Source organism: Evansella clarkii (assembly GCF_002019695.1).
GTDB classification, from domain to species: domain Bacteria; phylum Bacillota; class Bacilli; order Bacillales; family Salisediminibacteriaceae; genus Evansella; species Evansella clarkii.
On sequence record NZ_KV917376.1, the window covers coordinates 4,297,899 to 4,323,345 of the forward strand.

General features: G+C 42.3%; 24 protein-coding genes. 5 read left to right on the forward strand and 19 right to left on the reverse strand.

Annotation, left to right across the window (positions count from 1 at the left end; all coding sequences use genetic code 11):
* Positions 1-31: 31 nt before the first annotated feature.
* A complete protein-coding gene (locus tag BK582_RS20255) occupies positions 32-739 on the forward strand; it encodes a YwaF family protein (protein ID WP_078596772.1) in 708 nt (235 codons plus the stop codon).
* Positions 740-842: 103 nt separating this feature from the next.
* On the opposite strand, the gene BK582_RS28145 is transcribed toward BK582_RS20255, so the two are convergent.
* The 9 genes from BK582_RS28145 to BK582_RS20295 form a co-directional block, all read right to left on the reverse strand.
* Entirely contained in the window at positions 843-968 is a 126-nt protein-coding gene (locus BK582_RS28145; protein WP_276328218.1) for a hypothetical protein, read from the reverse strand.
* A gap of 114 nt (positions 969-1,082) precedes the next feature.
* Positions 1,083-1,877 (reverse strand): L-2-amino-thiazoline-4-carboxylic acid hydrolase, encoded by a 795-nt coding sequence (locus BK582_RS27895; protein WP_244895444.1) that lies wholly within the window; start codon positions 1,875-1,877, stop codon positions 1,083-1,085.
* A 22-nt stretch (positions 1,878-1,899) separates the two neighbouring features.
* The gene (locus BK582_RS20265) at positions 1,900-3,213 is read right to left on the reverse strand and encodes a Zn-dependent hydrolase (protein WP_078596773.1); all 1,314 of its coding nucleotides are present in this window, start codon (positions 3,211-3,213) and stop codon (positions 1,900-1,902) included.
* Between the two features lie 169 nt (positions 3,214-3,382).
* On the reverse strand, positions 3,383-4,231 hold the full coding sequence (kynA, locus tag BK582_RS20270) for a tryptophan 2,3-dioxygenase (protein WP_078596774.1): 849 nt from the start codon (positions 4,229-4,231) through the stop codon (positions 3,383-3,385).
* Between the two features lie 48 nt (positions 4,232-4,279).
* A complete protein-coding gene (kynB, locus tag BK582_RS20275; RefSeq protein WP_078596775.1) occupies positions 4,280-4,930 on the reverse strand; it encodes an arylformamidase in 651 nt (216 codons plus the stop codon).
* Entirely contained in the window at positions 4,930-6,213 is a 1,284-nt protein-coding gene (gene kynU / locus BK582_RS20280) for a kynureninase (protein WP_078596776.1), read from the reverse strand. The genes kynB and kynU overlap by 1 nt, the downstream gene beginning before the upstream one ends.
* Before the next feature lie 195 nt (positions 6,214-6,408).
* Positions 6,409-7,227, reverse strand: a complete 819-nt coding sequence (locus tag BK582_RS20285; RefSeq protein WP_078596777.1) for a YitT family protein — start codon at positions 7,225-7,227, stop codon at positions 6,409-6,411.
* A 241-nt stretch (positions 7,228-7,468) separates the two neighbouring features.
* Positions 7,469-8,272 carry a nucleotidyltransferase domain-containing protein gene (locus BK582_RS20290; RefSeq protein WP_169911165.1) on the reverse strand — a complete coding sequence of 268 codons (804 nt, stop codon included), beginning with the start codon at positions 8,270-8,272 and terminating at the stop codon, positions 7,469-7,471.
* Between the two features lie 24 nt (positions 8,273-8,296).
* Positions 8,297-9,250 (reverse strand): DMT family transporter, encoded by a 954-nt coding sequence (locus BK582_RS20295; protein ID WP_269148967.1) that lies wholly within the window; start codon positions 9,248-9,250, stop codon positions 8,297-8,299.
* 116 nt (positions 9,251-9,366) lie between these two features.
* Between BK582_RS20295 and BK582_RS20300 the strand changes: the two genes are divergently transcribed.
* Positions 9,367-10,113 (forward strand): tryptophan-rich sensory protein, encoded by a 747-nt coding sequence (locus BK582_RS20300; protein ID WP_078596779.1) that lies wholly within the window; start codon positions 9,367-9,369, stop codon positions 10,111-10,113.
* 122 nt (positions 10,114-10,235) lie between these two features.
* On the opposite strand, the gene BK582_RS20305 is transcribed toward BK582_RS20300, so the two are convergent.
* Positions 10,236-11,408 (reverse strand): pyridoxal-phosphate-dependent aminotransferase family protein, encoded by a 1,173-nt coding sequence (locus BK582_RS20305; RefSeq protein ID WP_078596780.1) that lies wholly within the window; start codon positions 11,406-11,408, stop codon positions 10,236-10,238.
* 244 nt (positions 11,409-11,652) lie between these two features.
* On the opposite strand from BK582_RS20305, the gene BK582_RS20310 reads away from it, so the two are divergent.
* The gene (locus BK582_RS20310; RefSeq protein WP_078596781.1) at positions 11,653-12,783 is read left to right on the forward strand and encodes an acyltransferase family protein; all 1,131 of its coding nucleotides are present in this window, start codon (positions 11,653-11,655) and stop codon (positions 12,781-12,783) included.
* 418 nt (positions 12,784-13,201) lie between these two features.
* Here BK582_RS20310 and BK582_RS20315 read toward each other — a convergent pair whose 3' ends face one another.
* The 4 genes from BK582_RS20315 to BK582_RS20330 form a co-directional block, all read right to left on the reverse strand.
* Entirely contained in the window at positions 13,202-14,278 is a 1,077-nt protein-coding gene (locus BK582_RS20315) for a serine hydrolase domain-containing protein (RefSeq protein ID WP_244895445.1), read from the reverse strand.
* A 308-nt stretch (positions 14,279-14,586) separates the two neighbouring features.
* Entirely contained in the window at positions 14,587-14,784 is a 198-nt protein-coding gene (locus tag BK582_RS20320) for a cold-shock protein (RefSeq protein ID WP_078598179.1), read from the reverse strand.
* Between the two features lie 281 nt (positions 14,785-15,065).
* Entirely contained in the window at positions 15,066-16,553 is a 1,488-nt protein-coding gene (gene putP / locus BK582_RS20325; protein ID WP_088035550.1) for a sodium/proline symporter PutP, read from the reverse strand.
* Between the two features lie 802 nt (positions 16,554-17,355).
* Complete coding sequence (locus BK582_RS20330) at positions 17,356-18,471, reverse strand: polysaccharide deacetylase family protein (RefSeq protein ID WP_078596783.1); 1,116 nt, start codon at positions 18,469-18,471, stop codon at positions 17,356-17,358.
* A 263-nt stretch (positions 18,472-18,734) separates the two neighbouring features.
* On the opposite strand from BK582_RS20330, the gene BK582_RS20335 reads away from it, so the two are divergent.
* Both BK582_RS20335 and BK582_RS27265 read left to right on the forward strand, forming a co-directional pair.
* Positions 18,735-19,307 (forward strand): cell wall hydrolase, encoded by a 573-nt coding sequence (locus tag BK582_RS20335; protein WP_088035552.1) that lies wholly within the window; start codon positions 18,735-18,737, stop codon positions 19,305-19,307.
* A gap of 74 nt (positions 19,308-19,381) precedes the next feature.
* Positions 19,382-19,558: a hypothetical protein gene (locus BK582_RS27265; protein WP_167553219.1), complete on the forward strand. Its 177-nt coding sequence runs from the start codon at positions 19,382-19,384 to the stop codon at positions 19,556-19,558.
* Between the two features lie 4 nt (positions 19,559-19,562).
* On the opposite strand, the gene BK582_RS20340 is transcribed toward BK582_RS27265, so the two are convergent.
* From BK582_RS20340 to uvsE, 5 genes are all read right to left on the reverse strand, one after another.
* Complete coding sequence (locus tag BK582_RS20340) at positions 19,563-21,071, reverse strand: amidase family protein (RefSeq protein WP_078596785.1); 1,509 nt, start codon at positions 21,069-21,071, stop codon at positions 19,563-19,565.
* 13 nt (positions 21,072-21,084) lie between these two features.
* Positions 21,085-21,660: a P-loop NTPase family protein gene (locus tag BK582_RS20345; RefSeq protein WP_078596786.1), complete on the reverse strand. Its 576-nt coding sequence runs from the start codon at positions 21,658-21,660 to the stop codon at positions 21,085-21,087.
* Between the two features lie 107 nt (positions 21,661-21,767).
* On the reverse strand, positions 21,768-22,604 hold the full coding sequence (locus BK582_RS20350) for a cobalamin-binding protein (protein WP_078596787.1): 837 nt from the start codon (positions 22,602-22,604) through the stop codon (positions 21,768-21,770).
* Positions 22,605-23,329: 725 nt separating this feature from the next.
* Positions 23,330-24,418: an NAD(P)/FAD-dependent oxidoreductase gene (locus BK582_RS20355; protein WP_244895446.1), complete on the reverse strand. Its 1,089-nt coding sequence runs from the start codon at positions 24,416-24,418 to the stop codon at positions 23,330-23,332.
* A 26-nt stretch (positions 24,419-24,444) separates the two neighbouring features.
* Positions 24,445-25,410: a UV DNA damage repair endonuclease UvsE gene (uvsE, locus tag BK582_RS20360; RefSeq protein ID WP_078596788.1), complete on the reverse strand. Its 966-nt coding sequence runs from the start codon at positions 25,408-25,410 to the stop codon at positions 24,445-24,447.
* Positions 25,411-25,447 lie beyond the last annotated feature (37 nt).

The following is a 25,447-nucleotide window of genomic DNA, read 5'->3' on the forward strand; positions in this document are numbered from 1 at the left end:
AGCAATTAATCCTGGTATAGAGGTGTGATTTATGCTGGAGCAATTTTTCCATCCCGAAACATTCAGAGAAGATGCCATTTTCCTTTCCACGCCACACGTTGGAGTTCTAATCATTTTTTTCAGTGCCGTAATCTCGCTCTACCTTAACAGAAATAACCAGTATATTTATTCTGTCCGCTGGATTTTGCTCCTCATTATCATTATTTCTGAAATAAGTCTGCAAATCTGGAGCATGATAACAGGACAGTGGAGCATTCAGAACTATCTCCCCCTCCACCTCTCTAATCTCAGCTTATATTTATGTGCTTATATGCTATGGAAAAATTCCTTTAAAGTCTTTGAAGTGCTGTATTTTTTCGGTATTGGTGGTGTCATGCAGGCCTTATTAACTCCTGACTTATTTTATACGTTCCCTCATTATCGTTTTTTTCACTTTTTTCTCGCTCACATGGCTGTAGTACTTGGAATCCTTTACATGGTCTGGGTAAAGAAATACACAGTTACAATTAAATCAGCCATTAAATCTTATGCAGTTATAAATGTGATCGCCTTCTTTGTTTTTTGGATAAACCAGCTGATCGGTTCGAATTATATGTTCCTTTCAGAAAAACCGAGCGGCCCGAGTCTCCTTGATTACCTTGGCCCTTTTCCCTGGTATATATTTCAAATGCAGCTGATCGCTGCTGGAGTTTACCTGATTTTATATTTACCTTTCTATTTTAAAAATCGAACGGCGTAATAAAGTTAAAATCAAACTATTGGCATTCCTTGTTGCGAAATAATATAGTCTTTTTGCGAAATCACAGGTTCTTGTTGCGGAATAACGTAGTCTTGTTGCGAAATCACAGGTTCTTGTTGCGATACCCCATTCCTGTTGCGAAGTCACACTCCCTTGTTGCGAAATCACACTCCCTTGTTGCGATACGGCATTCTTCTTGCGAAATTCCAATAGTTTTATTACTATACAAAAAATAGCCCCCAGCCTGCCTGGCAAATGTAACCGGGCTGGGGGCAATAATTTATTTCTGCTTTAATATTTCCTGGGCAAGCGCAGGAAGCGACATATACCGATGGTTTTCCTGTTAGTTCCCACCGCTGCTATCGTGACTTTCTTTCATTTGAAAACGAAAATGGCAGACTCCTTCGTTCTCTTTCAAAATATATTTATCGTGCACCACTTCAAATTTCGGATTATAGCCTGCAGCTACTGCCGGGTCAATCATATGGCAATAAAGAATGCCGTATTCCTCCATCCGGTCTTTTTTCCATTGATCTGCAAAAGCACATTTTGTAAAGCTCTGTTCAATCTCTCCTGGATGAAAGTCAGTGTCAAATGTGAAGAGTTCACTTCTTCCCATATCATAGTTAGTCAGATAGTTATCTATGCCATTTGGTTCACCAACAGCTGCTGCTCTTCTGGCAATATCTCTTCCTCTCTCTTCCCCGAAACGGCGCACTGCTTCCATAGCAGCTTCCTCCCCTTCCTTACCGAACTTTAAAGAGGCTGCTCGCGAGATATAAGCAAACATTTTCGCCATCAGGGAATACATATTTAACGGTTCATTCCCGCGGCTGGCCATCATGCTTTCATATTTTTTAAACGATCGTTTAATTTTTTCACTTTTCTGTAAAACATCTTCTGTAAACAAATAATCCGCTGCTTCATCCAAAGTCTCTGAAATATCAGATGTAATACTTGTGCTCAGCGACTTTTTCTGATCATTATGCAGCTCTTTTAACCCTTCGTGCAGCAATTCTTCCCCTATTTTTCCAAAATACTCTCCAAGCACAATTTTTAACTGTCTGTATAATTTTTCAGTAATCTCGTACATAGTGACGGGCCGTAAACTGTCAGCCTGTTTTCGTGTGTTTTCCACGTTTCCTGCTCCTTTCCATTTTTCAAGATGTGCTGCACAACTTCTCTGCAAGATTTTTCAGCACATGGACCGCCTTCACACAATCATCCAGTGAGGACCATTCTTTCGGGTTATGACTGATGCCTTCCCTGCTCCTTACGAAAATCATTGCTGCAGGGACATAGCGGCCCGCAATCATAGCATCGTGTCCTGCTCCGCTTGGAAGAAAATATGGCCTTATCCCTGCTGACTCAACAGCTTCCTTCACTTTTTCCTGCAAATCTCCACTGACAGGCACTGGCATGATCCTGATATTCTCATTTTGATACAGGTTAATTCCCCTTTTATCGGCAATGGCTTCCGCAAGCTTACTCACTTCATTAACAAGCCGGTCTCTCGTTTCCGGATAGATATCTCTTATATCAACTGTAAGCTGTACTCTGCCCGGAATGACATTAATTCCATTTGGTTCCACATGAAGCCGCCCTACAGTCGCAACAGCAGAATCACTTATACCGAGAGGAAGCTTTTCCAGCTCACTAACAAACTCTCCAGCCGCAGCCAGCGCGTCCGACCGGTCACCCATAGGTGTGTTCCCTGCATGTCCGGCTTCCCCTGTAAAAGTCAGCTCCAGCCAGCACGGCCCTGCGATACCAGTCACTATTCCAGCAGGAAGGTTTTCTCTTTCCAGCTGTTTCCCCTGCTCAATATGTACTTCTAAAAATGCGGCTATATCACGAGGGTTACGTTTTGACTCGAAGAAACGATCAACGGTAAGACCGTCTTTTTCAAGAACTTCCTTGAATGAATTGCCATGATTGTCGGTGAGGTTTATCTGCCTTTTTCTGTCCGTCTCCCCAAACATCGCTGCACTCCCGAGGAGCCCGCTGTTAAACCTGGATCCCTCTTCTTCTGAAAAGATTACAGCCTCAAATGCTTTTTCAGGCTTAAATCCTGTTTCTTTCCATGCCTCGGCTACTTCAAGTGCAGCAATAACACCAAGAGTTCCGTCAAAATGGCCGCCATTTGGAACCGTGTCTACATGTGAACCACTCATTACTGCCGCTTCTCCGTCTTTCTTACCGGAAAGCCTTCCGATAACATTACCCGCACCATCTTCGTAAACCGCCAGGCCAGCCTGCTGCATCCATGTTTTTACTAATTCCTTGGCCCGGCGCTCTTCCGGTGAAAACCCCATCCTGTTTGAGCCGCCCTGCTCATTCAGACCAATTCCCGCAAGCTCTGTGAGCCTTTTCGCAACTCTTTTTCCGCTAACTCCTGAGTAATCAAGTTCCCCATTGAAGTCTTTTAACAAATTATTCAGAAACTTTTCCTGAAAATCTTTTATTGTATCCATTAGCCCCGCCCCTCACATTTCTCATCCTGGTATCTGTTAAAGTTACATTTTAACCGACTGCGGTACTCCATTGAATAGCCTGTACCTATGCTTTTCATTGTAACATCCTTTACCAGCATACAAAAAACAAACACCTGCTATACAGGTGCCATGTTTTTTATATTTTGTTTCAAAGTTCCGTTCTGATATCCCATAATTCAGGGAAAAACCTGTGGTCAAGTACACGCTTTAAATAATTTACTCCGGAAGAGCCGCCTGTTCCCTGTTTAAAACCTATTATTCTTTCTACTGTTTTCATATGCCTGAAGCGCCACTGCTGCAGCCAGTCTTCGATATCTACCAGCTTTTCTGCAAGTTCATATAAATCCCAGTATTTATCCGTATTTCTGTAAATCGCCGCCCAGGCCGCTTTTACTGACTCGTCTGATTCATACTGGTCTGTATAATCCCGTTTGATGACACTTTCATTTACAGGGAAACCTTTTCTGATTAACGCTTTTATGGCTGCATCGTACAGCCCCGGTGAATGATATGCTTCTTCCAGCTGGCTGTGAAGTTCCGGATCTTTTTCATAAATTTTTAGTACATGCTCTGTTTTATATCCGAGGGCAAACTCAATCATTCTGTACTGGAAGGACTGAAACCCTGAAGCCTGACCAAGAGAGTCTCTGAACTCCAGATATTCCGCTGGCGTAAGGGTGGAAAGGACATCCCACGCCTGAATGATTTGTGTCTGTGTTTTGGAGACTCTTGCCAATGTTTTAAAAGCTGTCTGAAAATCGTCTTCTTCAATGGATGCTATAGCAGCTTTCAGCTCATGAAGAATCAGTTTCATCCACAGTTCACTTACCTGGTGAATGACGATAAACAGCATTTCATCATGGTGATCTGAGAGCCGTTTTTGTGCTGAGAGAATTTTATCAAGCTGGAGGTACTCACCGTATGTCATGTCTTTTGAAAAATCAGTATGAATATGAGCTTCGTTATCAGCTGCTTTATACTTTTTCTGCTCTTCCATTTAGTCACCTCTAATATATTTATATATTACTTTATTCCAGGTCAGCTGTTACACAGTTCTGATTACTGCCCGTACAGGGCTGCCGTCACCGCCGGCAATAGCCAGCGGCAGTGCGATCAGTTCATAGTCTCCTGGCGGAACGTTATCAAGCATAAGATTTTCCAGTATATAAATTCCGTTCTTATACAGCTGATGGTGAGCTTCCAGTTCTTTGCTGTCCAAAGGATCCACGGAAGGCACATCGAGTCCTGCCAGCCTGATACCGCACTCTCCGAGATAATCTGCTCCATCTTTCGTGATATAAGGAATTTCTTCCGGAAACTGTGCATGATTGTTAGGCACACTTGTTTTAATAAGAAGTCTTTCCGTTCCCTCAACAGGAAGGCTGCTTAACGTCTCCCTGCTAAACACAGAAAACCTGGAAGCATCCACTACTCTGCACTGTCCAATATATACGTCAAGATCCAGATCTAAAATTCTTTCCCCATCATTTAAAAAGTGAAACGGTGCATCTGTATGGGTACCCAAATGTGTGCTCATAGTTATTTTTCCGATGTTTACAGACCCGGTTTGTTCTTTTGTGGCAGATACATCATAAGCAAAAGGCGTGTCGCCAGGCCAGTGGGCTGTACTTTCCTTTAAAGGCATGGAAATATCAATCCATCCCCCGGCTGCTCTTTTTCTGTTATCTTCAGGCATCAGGCAATCACTCCACGTTGATTTTCGTATTTTTCATACAGTCTTTTATCCATTATCCGTTTAAGGACAGTTACTGCTGTCCACACATCCCCATAACTGTTATATAAAGCAACTGGAGCAAGACGTATTCCATCCGGCGCTCTGAAGTCCGGGATTACCCCTTCCGCCTTTAATGCCTTACAAATTCTCGCTGCCTCTTTATGTTCCAGAAAAATATGCCCGCCTCTTCTCTTTTCATCTTGCGGGCTCCGGACTTTAAATCCGTATCCATCCAGTTCCTGATCCAGCGCCTTAAGCATAAATTCAGTAAGCTTCAGGGATTTATTTCTGACATTTTCAATTCCCGCTTCTTTAAAAATTTCCAGTGACCCGATTAGTGGCGCGGTACTGAGTATATTTGGCGTTCCTGTCTGGAAGGCACCTGCGCTTTCCTCATGTTCCAGATCGTGCTCCATATCAAACTGCTTGTCCTTTTTTGAACTGAACCATCCCGCAAGTCCAGGTGCTTTTCCGAAATGACGCTTATTTACATAAAGGGCACCTGTTGCACCAGGCCCTCCGTTTAAATGTTTATATGTGCACCAGAACGCAAAATCCGTACCCCAGCGGCTTAGGTCATGAGGGACAGAACCTGCCGAGTGACACAAATCAAAGCCGATTAGAATCCCTCGCTTATGGGCTTCTTTCGTCAGCCTTTCCATATCAAGTACCTGGCCGCTGCGGTACAATACACCAGGCAGGATTATCAATGCCACATCCTCAGTCATCGCATTGATAATATCCTCTTCCTCCAGTGTATGTCCGTCCCGGCTTTCCACTTTTATCAAATCCCCTTCCGGGTCGCAGCCCTGCAGCTGGAGCTGGCTCTTTAAAGCGTAAATATCCGTAGGAAAGGCAAGACTGTCTGTAAGGATTTTTCTCCTGTTCTTTTCAGGCTTAAAAAAGGTAGCCGCAAGCTGGTGGAGGTTAATCGTTGTGGAACCAGTTACAATTACTTCATCTTTTTCAGCTCCCACAAGAGGAGCCATCTTCTCCCCGAGACTCTCTGCTAAATAAAACCAGGGATTGTCGCCTCCTGTCCAGCCATCAATCCCCAGCGTCTTCCACGATTCCAGAATATCTAAAAGGGATCCTTCTGCTCGTTTTGAAAGAAGACCAAGTGAATTCCCGTCGAGGTAAATTTTTTCTTCATTTATGTAAAACTCGTTTCTGTACTTCGCCAGCTCGTCCTTTTTATCCAGCTGCACGGCTTTTTCCAGGCTTAACGGCCCGTTATTATTCATTTTCAGCCCCCCTGATCTCAGAATACTTCGAATACATTTACTATAAAAGTATAAAACACGTTTCTCCCTGCGTCAAAGCCAACCTGCAGCTTACCAAACCAAGTTAAATAAATAAGCAAGAAAAAAGGACAAACTCTCCGTAACATTATCCGAAGGTTTGTCCAGATATTTTTTTGGTGCCGTTAAGCCATCCTGCTATTCTCTTCTGAAGTTCCCCATTACTTCCATTGTCTCACTGACACTTACAAAGGCTTCCGGATCTATCTCATAAATGATTGGCCGTACAATTGCCAGTTCATAGCGTGAGATTACAGTAAACAGAACTTCCCGTCTCGTATTAGAATATGCACCTTTCCCTTCTATTACAGTTATTCCTCTTACGAGATTATTAAGAAGTTCTTTTTTCAGATCGTCCCCTTTGTTTGTGACAACCATGAGACTCAGTTTAATATGCCGCGTATGAATCCTGTCAATGACTATCCCTGTTATATAAATGGAAGCCATCGTGTAGAGAGCCAGATCCCATGCGAAAACAAATCCGGATATAAACACCACAATACTGTTCAGCGCGAAAATCAGTCCTCCAAGTGGAATATCCCATTTTTTTATCAGCATAAGGGAAACGACATCAAAGCCTCCTGTAGAACCGTAGTACTTAATAATAAAGCCGATAGCAATACCCGCAATCACCCCGCCGAAGACAGCGGAGAGAAGAGCGTCATCTGTTACACTACGAACAGGAATGTACTGCATAGAGAAAGAAGTTACAAGAACAGAAAAAACACTGTTTCCAATAAACATCTTCCCCAGTTTCAGCCATCCCAAAATAAGGATAGGTATATTCAAAATTATAATCCAGATTCCGGTATTCAGAGGCAGCAAAAGACCAAACACCATTGCCAGACCTGTTACACCGCCCGTAAGTACTTCATGGGGGAGAAGGAACATATTAAAAGCGAACCCGAGAATGACAGAGGCTGCGAAATTTATAATGAGACGATAAATATTGCTCACAAAGAACACTCCAGTCGTGGATATTTTCCGGAAGAGCGAGCATGATAAGTCTGCTCCCTTATTAAAACAAAAGAGCCAACCGCGCACACGCGCATGTCAGCACTTTTAATTAACCCTATCGTTCTATTCCACTTAGAATAAATGTTTTAAACCGAGAATCCACTGGGGCAATAAATTTTATACAAAACATTAAATAATTATCTCCAGTCTTGATGGGTTTTTTGAATTGATTAGGAATTAGTTAATTCTCTGTCCTCTGCTCCACCTGGAAACTCCGCCCCCACATTTCTGCAATACTATATCTGAATAGCTCATCCAAATCCTCCTCTGCAGCGCGCCTGTCAGCCTTTCCCAGACCTGCCGCAAATTCTTTCAGCCTGGGCAGTTCCATTTCAATATGTTCTATTATAACTGGTGGTATATTCACATTCTTTTCGTACGTTCCCTTTTTCTTCACTTCAACAAGTTTGAGAATTTCATTTTTTAACAGCTTTTCTGTCCCGGCAGCTTCAAGCAGAGAATAAAAGGAAGCGGGAGGGACGGATGCATACTTTTCTGCCCACCTGCATGCAAGTACAGGTCTTAATATGTTCAGCACGAGTTTAACTTCATCATGTCCCTTCCCGAGCTGTCGTTTATTGTTCACAGCCATACTCACATAATGGTGTATAAGTGCCGCCCGGTTAAAGTGCTCGCTGCTTTTCTCTTTAAACAGCCTGCTCAGCTTCGTTCTTTCACAGTACACTACTGAAGAATTAAGCCATTCAAGCAGCTGGGGATTAGATTTACTTAGCAGAAATAAAGCTTTCCGAATATCCCAGCCATGGAACTCAAGTTTTCCGGCTACGGGGAGCTCAATTACATCTTTTTTCGCTTTAATGGATAAATACCACTCCGGGGGATGAACATAAATAAATCTCACATCATAGTCGCTGTCTGGGGAGGAGAGCTCCCTTGATCTGCTCCCCCCTTCACACGCGAAAATGATTTTCATCTTATAATCCTTTTCCATTTGCTGCAGTTTTTCTTTTATAACAGTTTCCAATTGCTTCACCTGCATTCTTCTGCATTATCCGGATGATTTCTTTCTCCCGTATCTGCCGTCGTTCGTCCATGCTTTTCTTTTCCTGGCCTGAAGTTTTGTGTCTATGTAACCTGTTCCGAATAGAACTCCGGTAACGATTAGTATAAACCCTGCAACCTGCCGGTAATACAAAGGTTCTCCGAGAAAAACAACGGCTCCTGCAAGGGCAAATAACGGAACAAGGTTATTAAATACAGCTGTCTGGCCAGCTCCGATATGATGAATGGCACTATTGTATAATATATGGCCGAGTCCAGTTGCCAGGATGGCAGAGACAAAAAATACAGTCCAGACTAAAGGGGTGCCAGAGGCCATGTCCCCGACACTTTCCCTCTCAAGGATAAAGCTCGTGCTGATAAGCATGGTTGACCCGACTAACAACATTATAGCTGTCGCCTGTTTCGACGACAATGTTTCAGTCAGCTTCTTAATAAGGATGAAACTGAACGCCTGGGCGAGCATGGAAATGAATACAAAGAGGTCCCCTCTTGAAATTCCTGCTGCTCCATTATTTTCAATAACAACCAGGGATACACCGGCAAATCCCAGGAATATACCGATCGTCCGCAGCATAGTCAGACGATCCCTGAAAAATATTATCGCCATGACAGAAGTAGTAATTGGAATCAGGCCAAGTATTAAAGATGCATTAGAAGCAGTTGTTTCAACAAGACCTGCAGCAAGGAAGCCGTGATGGCACAGCTGGCCAAAAACAGCAGCTGTTAAAACATAAACCCACTCTTTTCTGGTGAGGCGGCGTAAATCTTTCATAAAATATAAAACAATGAATGCAGTAGCCCCAGCGACAAGAATTCGAAACCCCTGCATCGCTACCGGTGGGAAATGATCCACTAAAAATTTTACAGCGGTTACATTAAGTCCCCATATAATCATTACAATAATCAGAAGACTGTATGTTAATCCACGTGACAGTTTCAATCCCTTCTTTCAATAAATTATATTATCCACCTGTATATTTTTTCACTATCTTCCCTCAACAGTTGTTTATAACATGTAATATGTGGAAGTAGTTAGCAAAGAGGAGGATGTTGCTTATGAACAAACTAATATTAAACTGGCTGGCATTTTTATTTATGATAACAGTTAACATTTTAGCTAACGTACTGCCCCTTGGCGGAAATACCACCGGTGAAATTGAAGAAAGAAATATTGTGTTTTTCACTCCTGCAGGCTACGCTTTTTCGATCTGGAGTGTCATATATATACTTCTTGCCTTATGGCTGATCAGCCAGATTCCAAAAGGGCGCCGGGAGCTTCCAGTTTACCAGAAAACAAATCTGTTATTTATGGTCTCCAGTATTTTAAATGGTTTATGGCTCATATTCTGGCATTATGAGCAGTTCCTTATAAGCATTCTCATTATGGCTTCGCTGCTGTTCTCACTTCATCTTCTGTACAGGAACTTACTTGCAGCAAATGCTTCCTTCCCCGAAAGGCTTCCGTTTTCCGTTTATTACGGATGGGTGTCTGTCGCGGTTATCGCTAATCTCAGTTTCGTCCTGAAAGAATATGACCTCCTGGGTACAGGATCGGACCAGTTTGCCTGGACGATGCTTATGCTCATATTTGCATCACTAGTGGCCTATGCAGCAGGAACCAGGTTTCACGACAGAGTCTACACACTTGTATTTGTCTGGGCCTTTATAGCAATCGGAGTGGAAAACTTTCAGGAAAGAACATTTATTGCCTACTTCACGTTTATTCTTGCAGCCCTGTTGATTATAAGTATAGCTCTCCCCATCAAAAAACGTAAGAAAACACTCCCCAGGATGCTTCGCTGAGTTGAATATTTCAGCCTTTCAACCTCAGCGACAACCTTTTATGCCTTAATTATAGTGGAATAAAAAGAAAGAAGCCGCAATTCAACCAGTATGCGGCTTTTCTTTCCGGATTAAATTTTTCACTATTTTGCAGCTGCTTCAGATGCAGCTTTCAAAGCTGCTCCGCCTGGCATTTCGTAACCTTGCTGCCTTAACACATCTTCCAGCGCTGAAAGGATCAGGTTAACATTAGTCATCTTTGCATTATACCCCATTAAACCAATTCTCCAAATCTTCCCTTTCAGACTGCCTAGCCCTCCGCCTATCTCGATTCCGTACTGTTCAAGTAATAATTTCCTTGTCTCAGCTTCATCAATGCCTTCAGGGACTATTACAGAAGTAAGCTGATTAAGACGGTGTTCTTTTTTCACAAGCAGCTTCAGTCCCATTGCTTCCAGTCCTGAATGGAGCGCTCGTCCATATTGTTCGTGGCGGCTGTATACATTTTCCAGTCCTTCGTCTTTAATTGACCTTAACGCTTCATATAAAGAATACACCATGGATATAGGAGCTGTATGATGATAAGCCCGGTCTCCGCTCCAGTAATCCTGTATCATGGTAAGATCCAGATACCAGCTCTGTACCTTTGTTTTCCTCTTGTTAATAACTTCCCCAGCTTTCTCGCTGAAAGTGACAGGGGCAAGCCCAGGGGGCGCACTCAAACATTTTTGTGTGCCGCTGTATGCTGCGTCTACCTTATGCTTATCAATCTCTGTTGGTGTTCCGCCAATTGATGTAACCATATCGCATACAAAAAGGGCACCATAGTTATGAATAATTTCGCTTAGTTCTTCCAGAGGCTGTAACACTCCGGTGGATGTTTCCGCATGTACAACAGCCACAAGCTTCACATTTGAATGTTCATTAAGAGCTGCTTCGATTTTTTCAGAAGGAATGATCGTTCCCCAGTCAGCCTCCACTTTAATTACTTCAGCTCCACAGCGTTCTGCTATATCCGCCATCCGTGTGCCAAAAAGGCCGTTAATACCAATAACAGCTTTATCCCCTGGCTCAAGGAGATTTACAAACACAGTTTCCATACCGGCACTTCCGGTACCAGGCATAGCGATTGTAAGTTTGTTTTCTGTTTGGTAGACATGCCTTAATAAATCCATCGTATCGTTCATAATTGTTAAAAAGGCAGGGTCAAGATGCCCCAGCAGCGGGGTACTCATAGAACGAAGTACACCTGGATAGACGTCACTCGGTCCTGGCCCCATTAATATTCGCTGTGGCGGGTTTAATTGCTTGTCCATTAAAATCACACTCCAGTAAATTATGTATCTCTGGTTACTTCTCCTTCACTGTTTCAATTTCCTGCTTTACCACCCTAAATTATATCGCTGATAAATTCACATAATTTTATACATTACTTCTGCAAAACTGCGACTATTTAAGGGAAAAAGTGTGGTATCATAGTTACCAGTAAAATGGATGATTATTACCAGTTTCCAGCTGCCCGTTTTCGGTGACTAATACTATCAAATTGGTGGGATCACTATGCAAAATTCAAAAATGATAAATGAGTTGTTTGCATTAAGGAGCATCGCCTGCCTCAGTATCGTCTTTCTTCACGCTGTAGGCATTGCCCTTGAATCCTCCGGCACCCTTGGGTTGGGCACTGGAACAGCTTATTTTTTTGATTCAGTTAATATATTTTTATATTTTGGCACACCGCTGTTTATCTTCATGTCGGAATTACTTATCGCATATTCATACCGCAATAAAAAGATACCAGGGCATTTCCTGAGCAAAAGGTTTAAATATATCTTTCTCCCATTCCTGTTTATGGCACTTTTTTATTCACTGCCATACATGAGTTCCTTTTCCGAATGGAGTACAAAACTATTTTTAAATGCGATAATTGGCGACTTTCATGGATACTTTGTATTAATCATTTTCCAGTTTTATTTACTGCATTTGCTCCTGCACCGGTTTCTTAAAAATTGGAATCCGAAGTCCGTGCTGTTAATTGCCTTTATCATTAATGCGGGGTACCTTGCTGTTTTTAATTTCATTTCTCCTCCTCTTATAATGCATGGAGAATATTTATGGACCAGGTTCTACTGGGTGCCGTTTTTAGGTTGGATCTTTTATTTCGTCCTCGGCTATTATGCCGGCTACTATTATGAAAGCTTTCTGAACTTCCTGCAAAAATATAAGCAGATTATCTTAGCTGCTCCGGTATTCACTACAGCCTTACTGCTGTTTTTATACCATAGTGACCTGCTGGCGGTGCACAGTTCAAAACGTGTTGACATTATCTTACACACGACAGCTGTTGCCTTATTTCTCTTCTATGTTACAGGCAGAATGAAAAAAGTTCCTGATTTTCTTGTAAGGATCAGCCAGTATTCCTTCGGGATTTATCTTCTGCACATGTTTTTTATCTCAGCGATCGATTTTCTGTATCAACAGTATCCACTACAGCTGGGGCCGGCCTATATATTCATCCTGTTTATTTTCAGCACTGGTCTGTCTGTCGTATCCATCTACTATATTAACCAGTGGAAATACGGGAAATATTTCATCGGTAAAATCGGTGTAGGAACAAAATCAGCCGCCGGGAAATCCCCTGCCCCGGTGTTAACTGAAAAAAGAACAAGTCTCCGGGAAGAGGCTGTCAAATAGAAGAGGCGTTTTCTCATAAGCCGCTAATTAGCGTTCTTAGAGGAACGCCTCTTTTTTTGCAATGCGGATTTCTATTTTCAGAGAATTGTTTCAACAGGTCAGATGGGACCAGGCTGACGAAAATCCAATTTAGTCGGTGAAAAATCTGGGATTACCAGGCTTAAAAGAATTGTATTTCGGAGTTGGAGGCCATTTTGAGGAGATCACAATGTATTGAAATAAACGACTTAAGTTAACGGTTAAGTTGACCAAGACAACAAACAAAACGCCTGGATAATAGGATCCACGCGTTTTTGTCTGATATATAATATTATTTATAGTGTAATCCTACTGTTTTTCATAATTGCCATTATTCTGTATTTATGCCACTCTACCGGCTCTATTTACATCCCTGAAACAGCCTCTTTTATTATTCTTCCTATCCCTCTTCGAGCGGAAGTTTAGCATCAAGGATCATCTCCAGGAGCCTCAGCCTTTGCTTCTGGCTGACATCCCGGTATAAGAATCTAACAGAAGGTTTTGTGGAATCGACCCTGTGAACAAAAACGAAATCATACTCCGGAAATATATCGATAGATTGTCCATGGCGTCCCACAGCGGAATATAATCCTGCATCCTTCAACGGCCCTTCTTTTGCCACCCACCATAAATAACCATAGTCATAAATTTCGTTTCCGGTTTCTGCATGCGGCTTCGTACTTCTTTCAATCCAGTCTTTCGGGATGATTTGCTCCCCTTCCCATTCCCCGTTCTGCAAATACAGCTGGCCAAACCGGGCCATGTCCCTTGCTGAAACACTAAATAAATAGGAGGGGTGATAGGAACGGTTTTCTTCAAGCCGGTACATTGTATTATTCAATGTAAAATTTTCCATTCCAATCGGTTCGGCAATCCGCTCCTGAAACTCCTGAAAAACATCCGCAGACGATGCTAAATTAAAGATCGTTCCGAGAGCATTAAAATCCCAGTTATTATAATAAAAATAAGTGCCGCTCTGCTGACTTTCCCGGGGCGGGCGATTCTGGATCATCGATCTTGATTCCTCCCCCGCCGGAAGAAATACACCTGAGCGGGAAGTGAGCAGGTCCTCCACTTTTGCCTGTCTCTCTTTTTCTGTTAATTCACCGCCTTCGCCAATATCCAGTTCTTCAAGTGTGGAATCAAGGTGTATTTTCCCCTCTTCCTCATAGATTCCGTAAAGTGCACTCAGAAAGCTTTTACGAACTGAGTGAACATTGGTGTTTTTCGCTGTGTCTCCCCACTCAAACAATATTTTACCTTTATATATACCAATAGCTGCAGTTGAATTTAAAGATATAAAATACTGCCTTGCTTCTTCAAGCTTATCGGATGACCAGCCGGCCTCCTGAGGGTGTGCATGTCTTTCCCAGCTTGTTTCTGCTTCTTTGTATGCAGAGTAGCTTGTAAATAATAAACTGGAAACAAGCATTACAAGCAATGCAATACCCAATAGCCCGCTTATTACTTTTATCACTACGAACCATCCTCTGTGTTTATCTCGTTTTGTATGTCATTTCCCTTTTCGGTTGCTTTATAATCTCGTGCTGAAATTTAACAAACCTTTCTTCGTTTATACAGGTGCTGTTCCAGCAACAGCAGCGGTATGTTGATAATTTGCCGATTATATAATATTTTCTCAGACTGCTGATCTGTGCGCAACCGGGGATTCATTTTTAACTGCTTTTCGAGGGGACAGTAGCCGAAACGGACGTATGGCAAGTTCATAGTGATTAAAAATTCCCCCACAAAAAAAAGGCCCCTTAAAAGGGGCCTTTAATATTATTACTTAGTTACGTTAGCTGCTTGTGGTCCTCTTTGACCTTGCTCGATGTCGAAGTTTACTGTCTGGCCTTCTTCAAGAGTTTTGAAGCCTTCGCCTTGAATTGCAGAAAAGTGAACAAATACGTCGTCTTGTCCTTCTACTTCAATAAATCCGAAACCTTTTTCTGCATTAAACCATTTTACTGTACCTTGAGTCATAATTTTGTTTCCTCCATAGCGGAACTTACCGCAAAAATTTACTTCTTTGCTCACAATATCTTTCAAGATGAAATTCCTGAATCGGCCATTTCTTCCATCAATCTTATTCCGAACATCAAGTATTAAATACACTTTACCATACATTCTGCACCTTGTAAACAAATTAGGGCATCTTTTTCCCTGAACATGTTTGTTTCCTGTCATAGTTGAAATAATATACTCTAGTCCGCAAAAAAACCAGCCCGTATTTAAAACTACATACGGACTGGAAGATGTAAATATTAAATATCTGAATGTTTTACGGAGTCGAACTCTTCCAGTACTTCTCTGGAAGGCTCCTTATCAATAAGGCTGAAAATAAAAATTGCTGCAAGCCCGAGTATAAAACCTGGAACGATTTCATACAAGGTCCAGATCTCCGCTTCCAGACCAAACCAGGTACCAAGATTCGCCCAGACCATAACCGTAACTCCTCCAGTAATAATACCAGCAATCGCTCCGTTTCTCGTCATCCTTCTCCAGAAAAGAGAAACAATTATTACTGGTCCGAATGCTGCACCAAAACCAGCCCATGCATAAGCAACAAGCTCAAGCACTGTACTTTCCGGATTGTATGCAAGCGCTATAGCGATGAACGCAATGACGAGCACGCCAATTCTTCCCACCCAGACAAGCTCTGTCTGGGAAGCCTGCTTCCTGAACATTGCTTTATAAAAATCTTCTGTTAAAGCACTTGAAGAGACGAGCAGCTGAGAATCTATTGTACTCATAATCGCGGACAGAATCGCTGCCAGAAGGAAACCAGACACCCAAGGATTAAATAACACCTGAGTAAACATGATGAAAACCTGCTCCGAATCCTCGAGAGGAGCGTTAGTAAAGTTTTCAAAGTAAGCGATACCAACAAGGCCTACAAACATAGCCCCCATTAGGCAGATAACAAGCCATACCATTCCGATAAGCCTTGCTTTCGGAATTTCCTTTGAAGATTTTACTGACATAAATCTGTTAATGATGTGAGGCTGGCCGAAATAACCAAGTCCCCATGCAAGAAGGGAAACTATTCCTATGAATGTAATACCTGAAAACGCATCAAGGTGAGTTGGGTCAATCTCACCAATAAGCTGGGCCGTTTCATTCCAGCCTCCCATTTCCTGAATTGCTACAATCGGTACAATGATAATTGCCAAAAACATCAAGGTTCCCTGGAAGAAGTCCGTCCAGCTTACAGCAAGAAATCCTCCTAGGAATGTATATGAGATAATAACTATCGCACCTATCCATAATGCAGTCGTATACTCGAGACCGAAGGAAGCCTCAAATAAAATCGCGCCGCCCACGAGGCCTGAGGAAGTATAAAAAGCGTAAAAAAGAAGGATAAATATTGCTGATATGGCACGTAGTATTTTCGTATCATCATGAAAACGGTTTTCAAAATAATCAGGCAGCGTGATGGAATCTTTGGCAATTTCCGTATACTGCCTTAATCGTTTAGCAATGAATTGCCAGTTTATGTATGCCCCTATTGCCAGTCCTACACCAATCCACATTTCTCCCATACCGCCAGCATACAAAGCGCCGGGAAGCCCAAGAAGCAGCCAGCCACTCAGATCAGAAGCACCTGCGCTTAATGCAGCAACTCCCCCGCCAAGGCGCCTTCCTCCGAGCACGTAGTCTGATAAGTTGCTGGTCATTCGGTAAGCGATTATCCCTAAAACTAATAAACCAACTAAGTAGACTATAAATGTTGTTAACGTAGCTTCATTCAAAACAATTAGTCTCTCCTTTCAGTAAAATAAGTAATAACAGATAAGATAACCAAAGAAATCATCGGTACAAAAAGCCAGAACGCAGTGGCGCCCGTAAGGCCATATTCCTCCACTTTTCCACCTCCCTGCTCCTTGCCGGAATGTAGTTCTTAGCTCCTATTCCTTTCACACTCTATTTTTAAACATCGATTTTATTAAACCTTATATATACCCGTTATATTTTTCGGTTAAAACTTCTTTTCAGCTAGATTATATCTTTCCAGACAGAATCATTGTGATTTTATTTCATTCAGTCTGTATTGTATTCTGAGATTGACCACCTTAGTTCAGGCTGACCAACAGATTCAAATTGACGGAAAAATTCCGCTTAATTCGTAATTATTATTAAAAAACGCTTAAATAGACGGAGCGATTCCGCTTATAATCCTGTAATTTTTGAAAATGGACGATTTTTTCTTCGCATAACCGGAATACCTTCCCTTATTTCCCCTGTAATGAGCTCCAGTCTCTATATAACCTAATAATCTCCGTTTATTTTTCCTTCTCAAATTATTTAAATAGGGACAAGGCATAAATCCAAACGAAGACAGTTAAACCATGATCCATTATGGTGACCCAGGAGTTTTAAAATAAATATAATTTTCCCTCTGCATAAAGAAACTCGCCAACTTGTGGCGAGTTTCAATTTTCATTTGCGACTAATTATATAAATCCAGCTGCCCTTTCCGCAGGTTTTAGAAGAAGAACCTCAAACCCTACCCTTTAATTTCCAATATAAATAATTCATCCCTGTGCTGCTGCCTTACTGCTGATCCAGGAGTGTCTGAACCGTAACAAATTTATACCCCTGTGCCTGAAGTTCATCAATTATTCTCGGGAGGGCGTCGACTGTGCCCTGAAGAAGGTCTGGTGAAGTCTCAATATTATGCTGAAGGATAATCCCCCCGGGAGTAATGTCTCTTCGTACAATAGCCAGGATTTGTTCTCCGGTAAGTCCTGTCCAGTCAAGCGTATCTACAGACCAGAAAATTTGGCGGAAACCAAGTTCATAGAGAAGCTGTTCGTCTGACCTTGTTATTGCACCATATGGAGGGCGGAATAAATCCGGCCTTCTGCCTGTCACTCTTGCCAGTTCGTTTTGCGTATTCCTTACCTCTGCAACAACGTTGTTCGTCATACTATCCGGCAGTGAGGGGTGGCTCCACGTATGATTTCCTGCACCATGTCCTTCATTTATAATGCGTCTCATCATTTCGGGGTGTCTCTGAATTTGCCTGCCTACTACGAAAAAGGTTGCGGGAACACCTTTTTCTTTTAATATATCAAGGATTTGCGGTGTGTAATGACTTTCCGGTCCGTCGTCAAAAGTTAAAGCTACCAGCTTCTGCCTGCTGCTTCCAGCAGCTATTCTCCTGGAAACTGTATTCCTATGTGTATTTATAAAAGTCTGATGGCTGTCAAAATTATATGAGACGGTCATGCCCATTTTTCTGGCAACATCTGCAAGAGGTACGTAAGCAATACCGTTATGCATCACAGGGGCTGTCACAATTGTTCCCCTTTTCCAGGTACTGGTTCGCCTGTCAAAGTCATCTGTAAATTTTTTGTTTACCGGTGCCGCAAAATGCACATCACCAAGACGGAACACTACGGACTGATATTCCTCATTCCAGTCTACACGTGCACCGGCGTGCTTCATAAATAAGGCGGGTACCATTAAATGACCTTCCTTCAGAAAATACTTTGTCGTAACAGGTTTCCCATCTACAAAAACCGGTGCTTCCGGAAAAGAGGACTCCTCTGCTGAAACTCCTGCTGTAAAAGCGGAAAAGGATATCAGTAAAATAACCAGTAATGTAACCGTCCGTTCAATCTGTTTCTTTTTGTTCCTTCCTTCAGATGGTGTAGTTTTCTCCATATGCTGAGCTCCTTTTTCCTTTTAAGCCTACTTTGCCCAGAAATAGTCCAATGTACAATATGTTATTGTTCCAGTTTTATCATATGGAGGATAAATAAAGCAGTTTCCGGCTATTCGTAAATTCTTTCTTTCACACTCCTCCCCCCTGTCCCCCATAAATCCGGAGATTTTTCCCATCAATTACCTAATGATACTAGTCTATAAAACTGTTAGCCTTGTAAACGAGAAAAAGGATAAGAAATTATTCAGGAGGTTATATTTTTATGAAGAAATTCATCATTACTCTTATGCTTGTAACAGCGATCTTATTTTCAGGAATGTCGGCTGTTTCTGCATCTTCCGTACACACAGTAAAAAACGGCGATACACTCTGGAAGATTGCTAACAATAACGGAGTTTCTGTGAACGAAATTAAACAGGCTAATAACAAAAGCGGCAATATGATTTATGCAGGTGAACGATTAACAATCCCGGCGTCAGTTTCTGCAGCTGACAGAAGGCTGCTGGCTCAGCTTGTAACTGCTGAAGCAAAAGGTGAACCTTATGCAGGACAAGTTGCAGTAGCTACAGTTATCTTAAACCGGGTGGATAGCAGCAAATTTCCTAACACAATTCGCGGAGTTATATATGAGCGGGGCCAGTTTACCCCAGTCAGCAATGGATCCATTAACCAGGCGCCAACTGCTTCAGCGGTACGGGCCGTTAATGAAGCAATTGCTTTCAGAGGACAGGGGAGCGGTTCCCTCTTCTTCTATAATCCTGCGATTGCTACAAATAACTGGAACGCTACAAGAACACACACGATCACGATCGGAAACCATGTTTTTGCAAAATAAATTATGTTATTCTATATGTATAAGAACAAACAGGTGCTGACATACAGCACCTGTTTTTTTGAGGGGCGGCTGTTATGAAAGATTACCATTTCTGTGCAACTTGCATAAACTTTGAAACATATAAAGCTGACGGTAAAACCAGGTACCGCTGCAAAAGACTTGGCTATGAAACAAAACCTGATTATAAGTTTAACTGCTGGGAACCGAAAGAAAATGTACAAAAGCTTCTTGAAAAGGACCGGGAGAAATAATGCTCTATCCCCTCCGGAAAAAATCGTTTTCCTTCACGTCAGTCCAGCTCTCTGTCTTTTCGAGTTCGGCCGCAATCTGAAGGAGGAGGTCTTCTCTTCCTCTTGCAGCGCTGAACTGTACACCTGCAGGCAGCCCTTCCGCTGTATTACCCAGCGGAACAGACATGGCAGGCTGCCCGGTCAGATTAGCAAGCTGAGTGAATGGCGTCCTCTTTAAGCTCTGTTCCGCAATTTGGTCTACGATTCCACTCTTCTTTAATAAACTTCCCATTCCAAAGCTGCCAACTGCCTTAATAAGCAGCTTTTCTAATGACTTTAACTCAAGTTCCCCAATTTTAGCTGGCGGATAGGCGGTTGCCGGGGTCATATACAAATCATATTCTTCTTGAAAACCCTCCATGGCAAACGCTGCCTGATCCCACTCCCTCAGGCTTAAGACAAATTCTTCCGCCGAAGTGGCTCTTCCCAGCAGTCCGAGGAGCCAGGTAGATGGTTCTACATCGCTGCTTTTTGCTTTTCTTCCCAGCACTCCTTCCAGATTTGTGATACTTGCAGCAACTTCACCAAAATACATTGTCAAGTAAGCATTCGCAATGGCTTTCCCATCTGCCGGCGCATTCTTTTCCTCAATATGGTGGCCCATCCCTTCTAATAAAACCGCAGTTTGTTTAACTGCTTCCGCACAGTCTGAATGGACTTCCGTACCTATTGGTGATTCTATGGAAAAAGCTATTTTCAGACGTCCATCCCGAGGCTTATTTAAGCAGTCAAGATAAGACCCATTAAACACTGGTGCCTGAAATGCCGCTTCCTTCTCATGTATGTTTAACATATCAAGTATTGCCGCACTATCCCTTACAGTCCTTGTTATCACATGGTCGACGGAAGCTCCCTGCCAGTGCCTTCCTGCTTTAGGACCAACTGGAGTCCGTCCCCGCGTTGGTTTCAGGCCAAAAAGGCCGCAATAAGCTGCCGGAATTCGAATTGATCCGCCACCATCATTCGCTCCTGCCACTGGAACCATACCTGAGGCCACAGCTGCGGCAGCTCCGCCACTGGATCCTCCCGGAGTGTATTCCGTATGCCATGGGTTTTTCGTAGCCCCGTGCAATTGGGGCTCTGTTATTCCCATCAGGGAAAATTCCGGGACATTCGTCTGCCCGAGAAATAACAATCCTGATTCTCTCAGTCGTTTCACAAAATTGGTGTCTCTTTCGGCCTTATAGCTTTTAAGTGCTTTCGAGCCGGAAGTAATCGGCTCTCCCTCTATCTCCTGAGTCATATTTTTTAACAGTACCGGAACACCGGCCAGGGGGCCATCCGTAATATGTGATTTTTTTGCTGCAGCTTCTGCTTTTTCGTACATTTTATAAATAACCGCGTTAAGTTCAGGGTTAAGGAGTTCGATCCTGTTTATAGCTTCATTCACTACTTCAGAAGGTGTAATTTCTTTTGCTCTGATAAGTTCAGCAATACCAAAGGCATCGTAGTCTTTATAGGAAAAGCCCTTCATTAAACCACCTCTTTTATTTCTTTAATTTACTTTTTTGAGCTGAACCAGGAAGCGATTGGACTTTGCTGCCTCGTTTAAATTTCACGAGGAAAGATTCAATTTCTCTGTCGTTTTCAAAGATGTATACAGATTTATTCATATCTTTCATACTTATCGTCCGAAAATGTTCCGGCAGGCTTTCTTTTCTCCTCTTATACGTGCTCATAATAAATCTAATAAATTTCCAATTGAGTTTTTCCGGGCAGCCGTTGGCTATATCCGGCCTTGATTTGTTATGGAACTTGATACGCCGTTTTATAACCCTGTATAAACACTTATAAAGAGGCTGGTTTATATAGATAATAGTATCCGCTGGTTCTGTCCTTACCGATAAAGTGCTGCTGTAGTTTCCCTCAATAATCCATTTCTCTTTTGCGGTTAATTCATTTTGAGCTTTAATAAATTCTTCCTCCGGAGCTTCCATCCAGCCAGGCTTCCAGTAATAACTGTCAAGATGGTATACAGGTATATCAAGTGCTTCACCTAATTTTCTTGCAAAAGTAGATTTACCGGCACCTGCTGAAACACCTGTAACAATTATTTTCTCCATTGATTCCCTCCTGAACTTCCCCCCTGCACAGGGTCAATTGGTGCAGGCCAGTATCCCTTTAAATTTACCATGCATACTAATAAGATCTGCACAGACTACAAATACTGCTACTTGTCATAATCATTTTTATCACCAAGGAGCACGTCGCTGCCCTCTTTGTACATTGGGAATATATCCGGATGTGTCAGTGACGCTATTCTCTGAAGACCAGTTAACAGTCTTGGAGATGGCCTGCAAAAAAGCGGCTCTTCCAGAATAAACAGATTTTGTTTTTTTACAGCGTCCATTTCTTTCCATAGCGGCCGTTTAAGAATGATCTCGGGCTTTACCTTTTCTTTTCTGACCCCTACCCAGACTGCTGCGATGATATCCGGATCTCTCAGCCTCACATCCTCCCAGTCTGTTTGCACACTTGCTTCTTCCTTATCTTTAAACACATTATATCCTCCGGCAAGTTCACTGATTTCTGTCAGCCAGTTTCCTGCACCCGGAGTGAAAACAGGCTTGGCCCACCACTCCCAGTAAATGCTTTTTTTCTTTGTTGCCCTGCCGCTCAGTTTCCGGTATTCATTTAAGACAGCAGTAAATTTATTATGCATCTTCTTTGCAGTACCCTGCTCATTCGTCAGCTCTCCCAGGAGAAGAAGCTGGTCGCCAACTTCAGTTAGTGTCTCAGGATTTGGAACAATATAATAAGGAATACGGCGTTTCTCCAGTTCCTCTATATTCTTTTCCATGCCGGGAACTGTCAGTGAGGCAAGAACGAGATCCGGCTTCAATTCCTCTACTTTATCCATATCAATATTTAAATCAGGTCCCACACGGGGGAGATCGTTTATCTCCGCCGGCCAGTCGGAATAGTCGTCCACTCCTGCCAGTGATGAAGTAAGCCCAAGATATGCAAGTAGCTCTGTATTACTCGGACAAATTGAAATAAGTCTCACAGTATCCCTCCGTTATTCCTTCCAAAATATATAGTGAACCTTCAATCAGTGGGGGTTTTGTTCATCCCCCACTGATTGTTAGTTGAATCAATCGGGATGTTAGCGTCCGTTATCTCCCACCTAAACATCACCGGTTCAACTCATGTTTTGAGGGGGGAGTTTTACGGACGGTTTCATCGGGAAAAATTTATAATCATTTGAATCAATTTCATAATTCAAGATTTTCATCTTTAATACGAACACTATCTTAAAATGTTACTTTGTTGTTCGATTTACGCTACAGACGGACGCGTTCTGCGGGCACGGCTTCAACTAATTTTTGACGGATGAACGCCGTCAAAAATGGATTTTCAGCTTCTCATGCTTTTCCCGCAGGAACGAGCATCTTCTTCTCCGCAAATGCATCGAGTTGTCTCGACAGATATTCTGCGAAGCTAAGCTGACAAAACTCTTTTTGCGACGAGTAACCGCAGGAGCAGGTCTCTTTTGCGACGAGTAACCGCAGGAGCAGAGGAAGAGACAGTCGCCGTCTTACGCTGTAATCGAAAAGTAATGTTCGTCTTTTTATATTCAAAGTCCATATATGAAATTCATTCAATTTATTAATTAACTCATTCGACAGAAAAACTAAATAACCTTCTTTAACACCGGGTCAAACGTATCGGGATACAAACTGCAAAACCGGATCAGAATGTTCCAATCCGGTTTAGTAATCATTTATAGAATTATACGAAGGGCCTTAGTAATAAACTGATGAGCTTCAGAGGATTGCTGCCGTTCCTTTCGAAGAACTTTTGTCCTAATTGGCCGTTAAGCCTGCCAACAATAAAATCATATTTATCATTTGTTAAAGATTCAAATGCGTTTCTCAATGTTAGAGAACGAGAATAACTCTTGCGAAGTGGTTCTGTCAATTTTTCGTAACTTCCTTTTCCGCATATATCAAGAGCGGCAAAAATCCCTGTAAGAATCGCCTCAAACTGGCCAAAACCGAGAAAAGGCATAATCGATCCGAAATTATTACCTGTATAAAAGGTATTCCCTATCCTGGAATGTCTGCATATGCCTATTTGGTACCCGTTTATATGAAACTGGTCTGTCAGCTTTAAAGGCTGTTCGTAATAATGACAAACCCTGCTGTGGAACTCTTCCCACATCCTGTCAGTATTGAACGTTACAGCCTCCTGTTCCGGCAGAGCGAAGGCTAAACCTGCTTCTTTTTCCGAGAAAGGAAGCAAATATGCATAGCCATTCGGAAGAAGATCGTTATCCAGCCATACAGGAACCGAATAGTTATCGAACCGGCCCTCCACTGTTGTCCCTTTTATCGTTACTGTCCGGTCCACCTTGTAATTATTTTGTTTGATTGCATCCCTGGCGTCCCCTGTTGCCACGATTACATGCGTGTAAGAAGTGAGCAATTCCTCGTATGTAAAATTGGAATGGAAAAATATATCTGATGTTACCTGTTCCGCTAACTGGCTGTCAAAAGAATCATGGTGTCTTCCCCGCAGGTTTATAAAACCAATCTGTTCATTTATTTCAGCACTTTTGTTAGGTGCGTTGATTTCCAGACGGTTAATATGGCTGACTGGCTTAATATAAATCTGAAACTGTTCGGCAAGGTATCTGACTGGGTCGTAGACCGGTCTGCTTAAAATAGAAAACAGAGCTTCCCCATTTATAAATCGGTCGCCCACCCGGCTTCGTTTCTCAAAAATAACTGGTTTTATTCCATGTCTTTCAAGGATAATGGCTGAGGCCAGCCCTGAAAGCCCCGCTCCCATTATTGCTACTTTTATATTTCCAGCCATCTGCCACCACCTGCCTTATTTTAATATTAACTTATTTTAAAGCTTGCATTATCAACGAGAGTTACACCCTCCCGTTCGCCAATTTCTTTTACGAGCCGAAAAAGTGCCCTGTCCTTCTGTTTAGCTTCGATCATGCAGTCAATCTGGGGAACGGACCCATTTACTTCTTTTAAAAAACTCAGAAACATCTCAAGGTCTATAAAATCATTATGAGCTCTGAACTCCTCCTGACCCCTCGGGCTGGAAATATGCATTTTAACCGGAAGTGGAGAACCCTCCCAAGTCGATGTAATTCTTGGCCAGTAGTCCACCCAGTTTTCTTCCTCATGGTTAGCAAGATGGTGATGATAATCAAAAACGCATGGTATATTCAGCTTCTCGCACAAATATAACGTATTTTGCAGATTAAATGTTTTATCATCATTTTCAAGAATAATCATTTCCTGTATATGCCGGGGGACAAAGGCCCAGTGTTCTACGAAACGTTCCAGTGCAATCTCTTTATTTTTATAACTTCCTCCAACATGAATAACACATTTATGTTTTGTTCCGTTTCCCATTTTCTTTAGCAAATCATAATGGAGCTGAAGATTCTGAAGAGAAGCTTTTAGTATTTCCTTTTTCGGAGAATTGAGTAAAACAAAATGATCAGGATGGAACCCTGTTCTCATATTATTCCGGCTGACAAATTCACCAATTTCATTTAACTGGCTTGTCAATGGAGCCATAAAATCCCATTCCTCAAGAGCTTCATGGTTAGCAAGAGGTATAATTCTTGAACTGAAACGAAAAAACCGGATATCATGTGCTGCATTATGTTTCAGCAGGCGAAGACAATTCTTCAGGTTTGCCTGTGCGATTCTTTCAAGTTTCCTTTTAGCACCTTCACGATTCGCTATTTTCTCAAACTGGGCATAAGTCATCGTCTGTGACGGAGAACTATTCTTCAGTTCCATACTCATTGCTACGTAACCAAGCCGGAATAATGTCATGTCTTCTCCCCCCATTGTTTCTCATTTGGTCTTGTTA

Excerpts from the sequence above, each read along its gene's own strand:
- BK582_RS20320 (WP_078598179.1), bottom strand. The coding sequence starts at position 14,784 with ATGACTCAAGGTACAGTAAAATGGTTTAATGCAGAAAAAGGTTTCGGA.
- BK582_RS20330 (WP_078596783.1), bottom strand. The coding sequence starts at position 18,471 with ATGGAGAAAACTACACCATCTGAAGGAAGGAACAAAAAGAAACAGATT.
- BK582_RS20305 (WP_078596780.1), bottom strand. The coding sequence starts at position 11,408 with ATGGACAAGCAATTAAACCCGCCACAGCGAATATTAATGGGGCCAGGA.
- BK582_RS20310 (WP_078596781.1), top strand. The coding sequence starts at position 11,653 with ATGCAAAATTCAAAAATGATAAATGAGTTGTTTGCATTAAGGAGCATC.
- kynA (WP_078596774.1), bottom strand. The coding sequence starts at position 4,231 with ATGGAAGAGCAGAAAAAGTATAAAGCAGCTGATAACGAAGCTCATATT.
- BK582_RS27265 (WP_167553219.1), top strand. The coding sequence starts at position 19,382 with ATGAAAGATTACCATTTCTGTGCAACTTGCATAAACTTTGAAACATAT.
- BK582_RS20340 (WP_078596785.1), bottom strand. The coding sequence starts at position 21,071 with ATGAAGGGCTTTTCCTATAAAGACTACGATGCCTTTGGTATTGCTGAA.
- kynU (WP_078596776.1), bottom strand. The coding sequence starts at position 6,213 with ATGAATAATAACGGGCCGTTAAGCCTGGAAAAAGCCGTGCAGCTGGAT.
- BK582_RS20335 (WP_088035552.1), top strand. The coding sequence starts at position 18,735 with ATGAAGAAATTCATCATTACTCTTATGCTTGTAACAGCGATCTTATTT.
- BK582_RS20265 (WP_078596773.1), bottom strand. The coding sequence starts at position 3,213 with ATGGATACAATAAAAGATTTTCAGGAAAAGTTTCTGAATAATTTGTTA.
- BK582_RS20345 (WP_078596786.1), bottom strand. The coding sequence starts at position 21,660 with ATGGAGAAAATAATTGTTACAGGTGTTTCAGCAGGTGCCGGTAAATCT.
- BK582_RS20300 (WP_078596779.1), top strand. The coding sequence starts at position 9,367 with ATGAACAAACTAATATTAAACTGGCTGGCATTTTTATTTATGATAACA.
- BK582_RS20355 (WP_244895446.1), bottom strand. The coding sequence starts at position 24,418 with ATGGCTGGAAATATAAAAGTAGCAATAATGGGAGCGGGGCTTTCAGGG.
- uvsE (WP_078596788.1), bottom strand. The coding sequence starts at position 25,410 with ATGACATTATTCCGGCTTGGTTACGTAGCAATGAGTATGGAACTGAAG.
- kynB (WP_078596775.1), bottom strand. The coding sequence starts at position 4,930 with ATGCCTGAAGATAACAGAAAAAGAGCAGCCGGGGGATGGATTGATATT.
- BK582_RS20255 (WP_078596772.1), top strand. The coding sequence starts at position 32 with ATGCTGGAGCAATTTTTCCATCCCGAAACATTCAGAGAAGATGCCATT.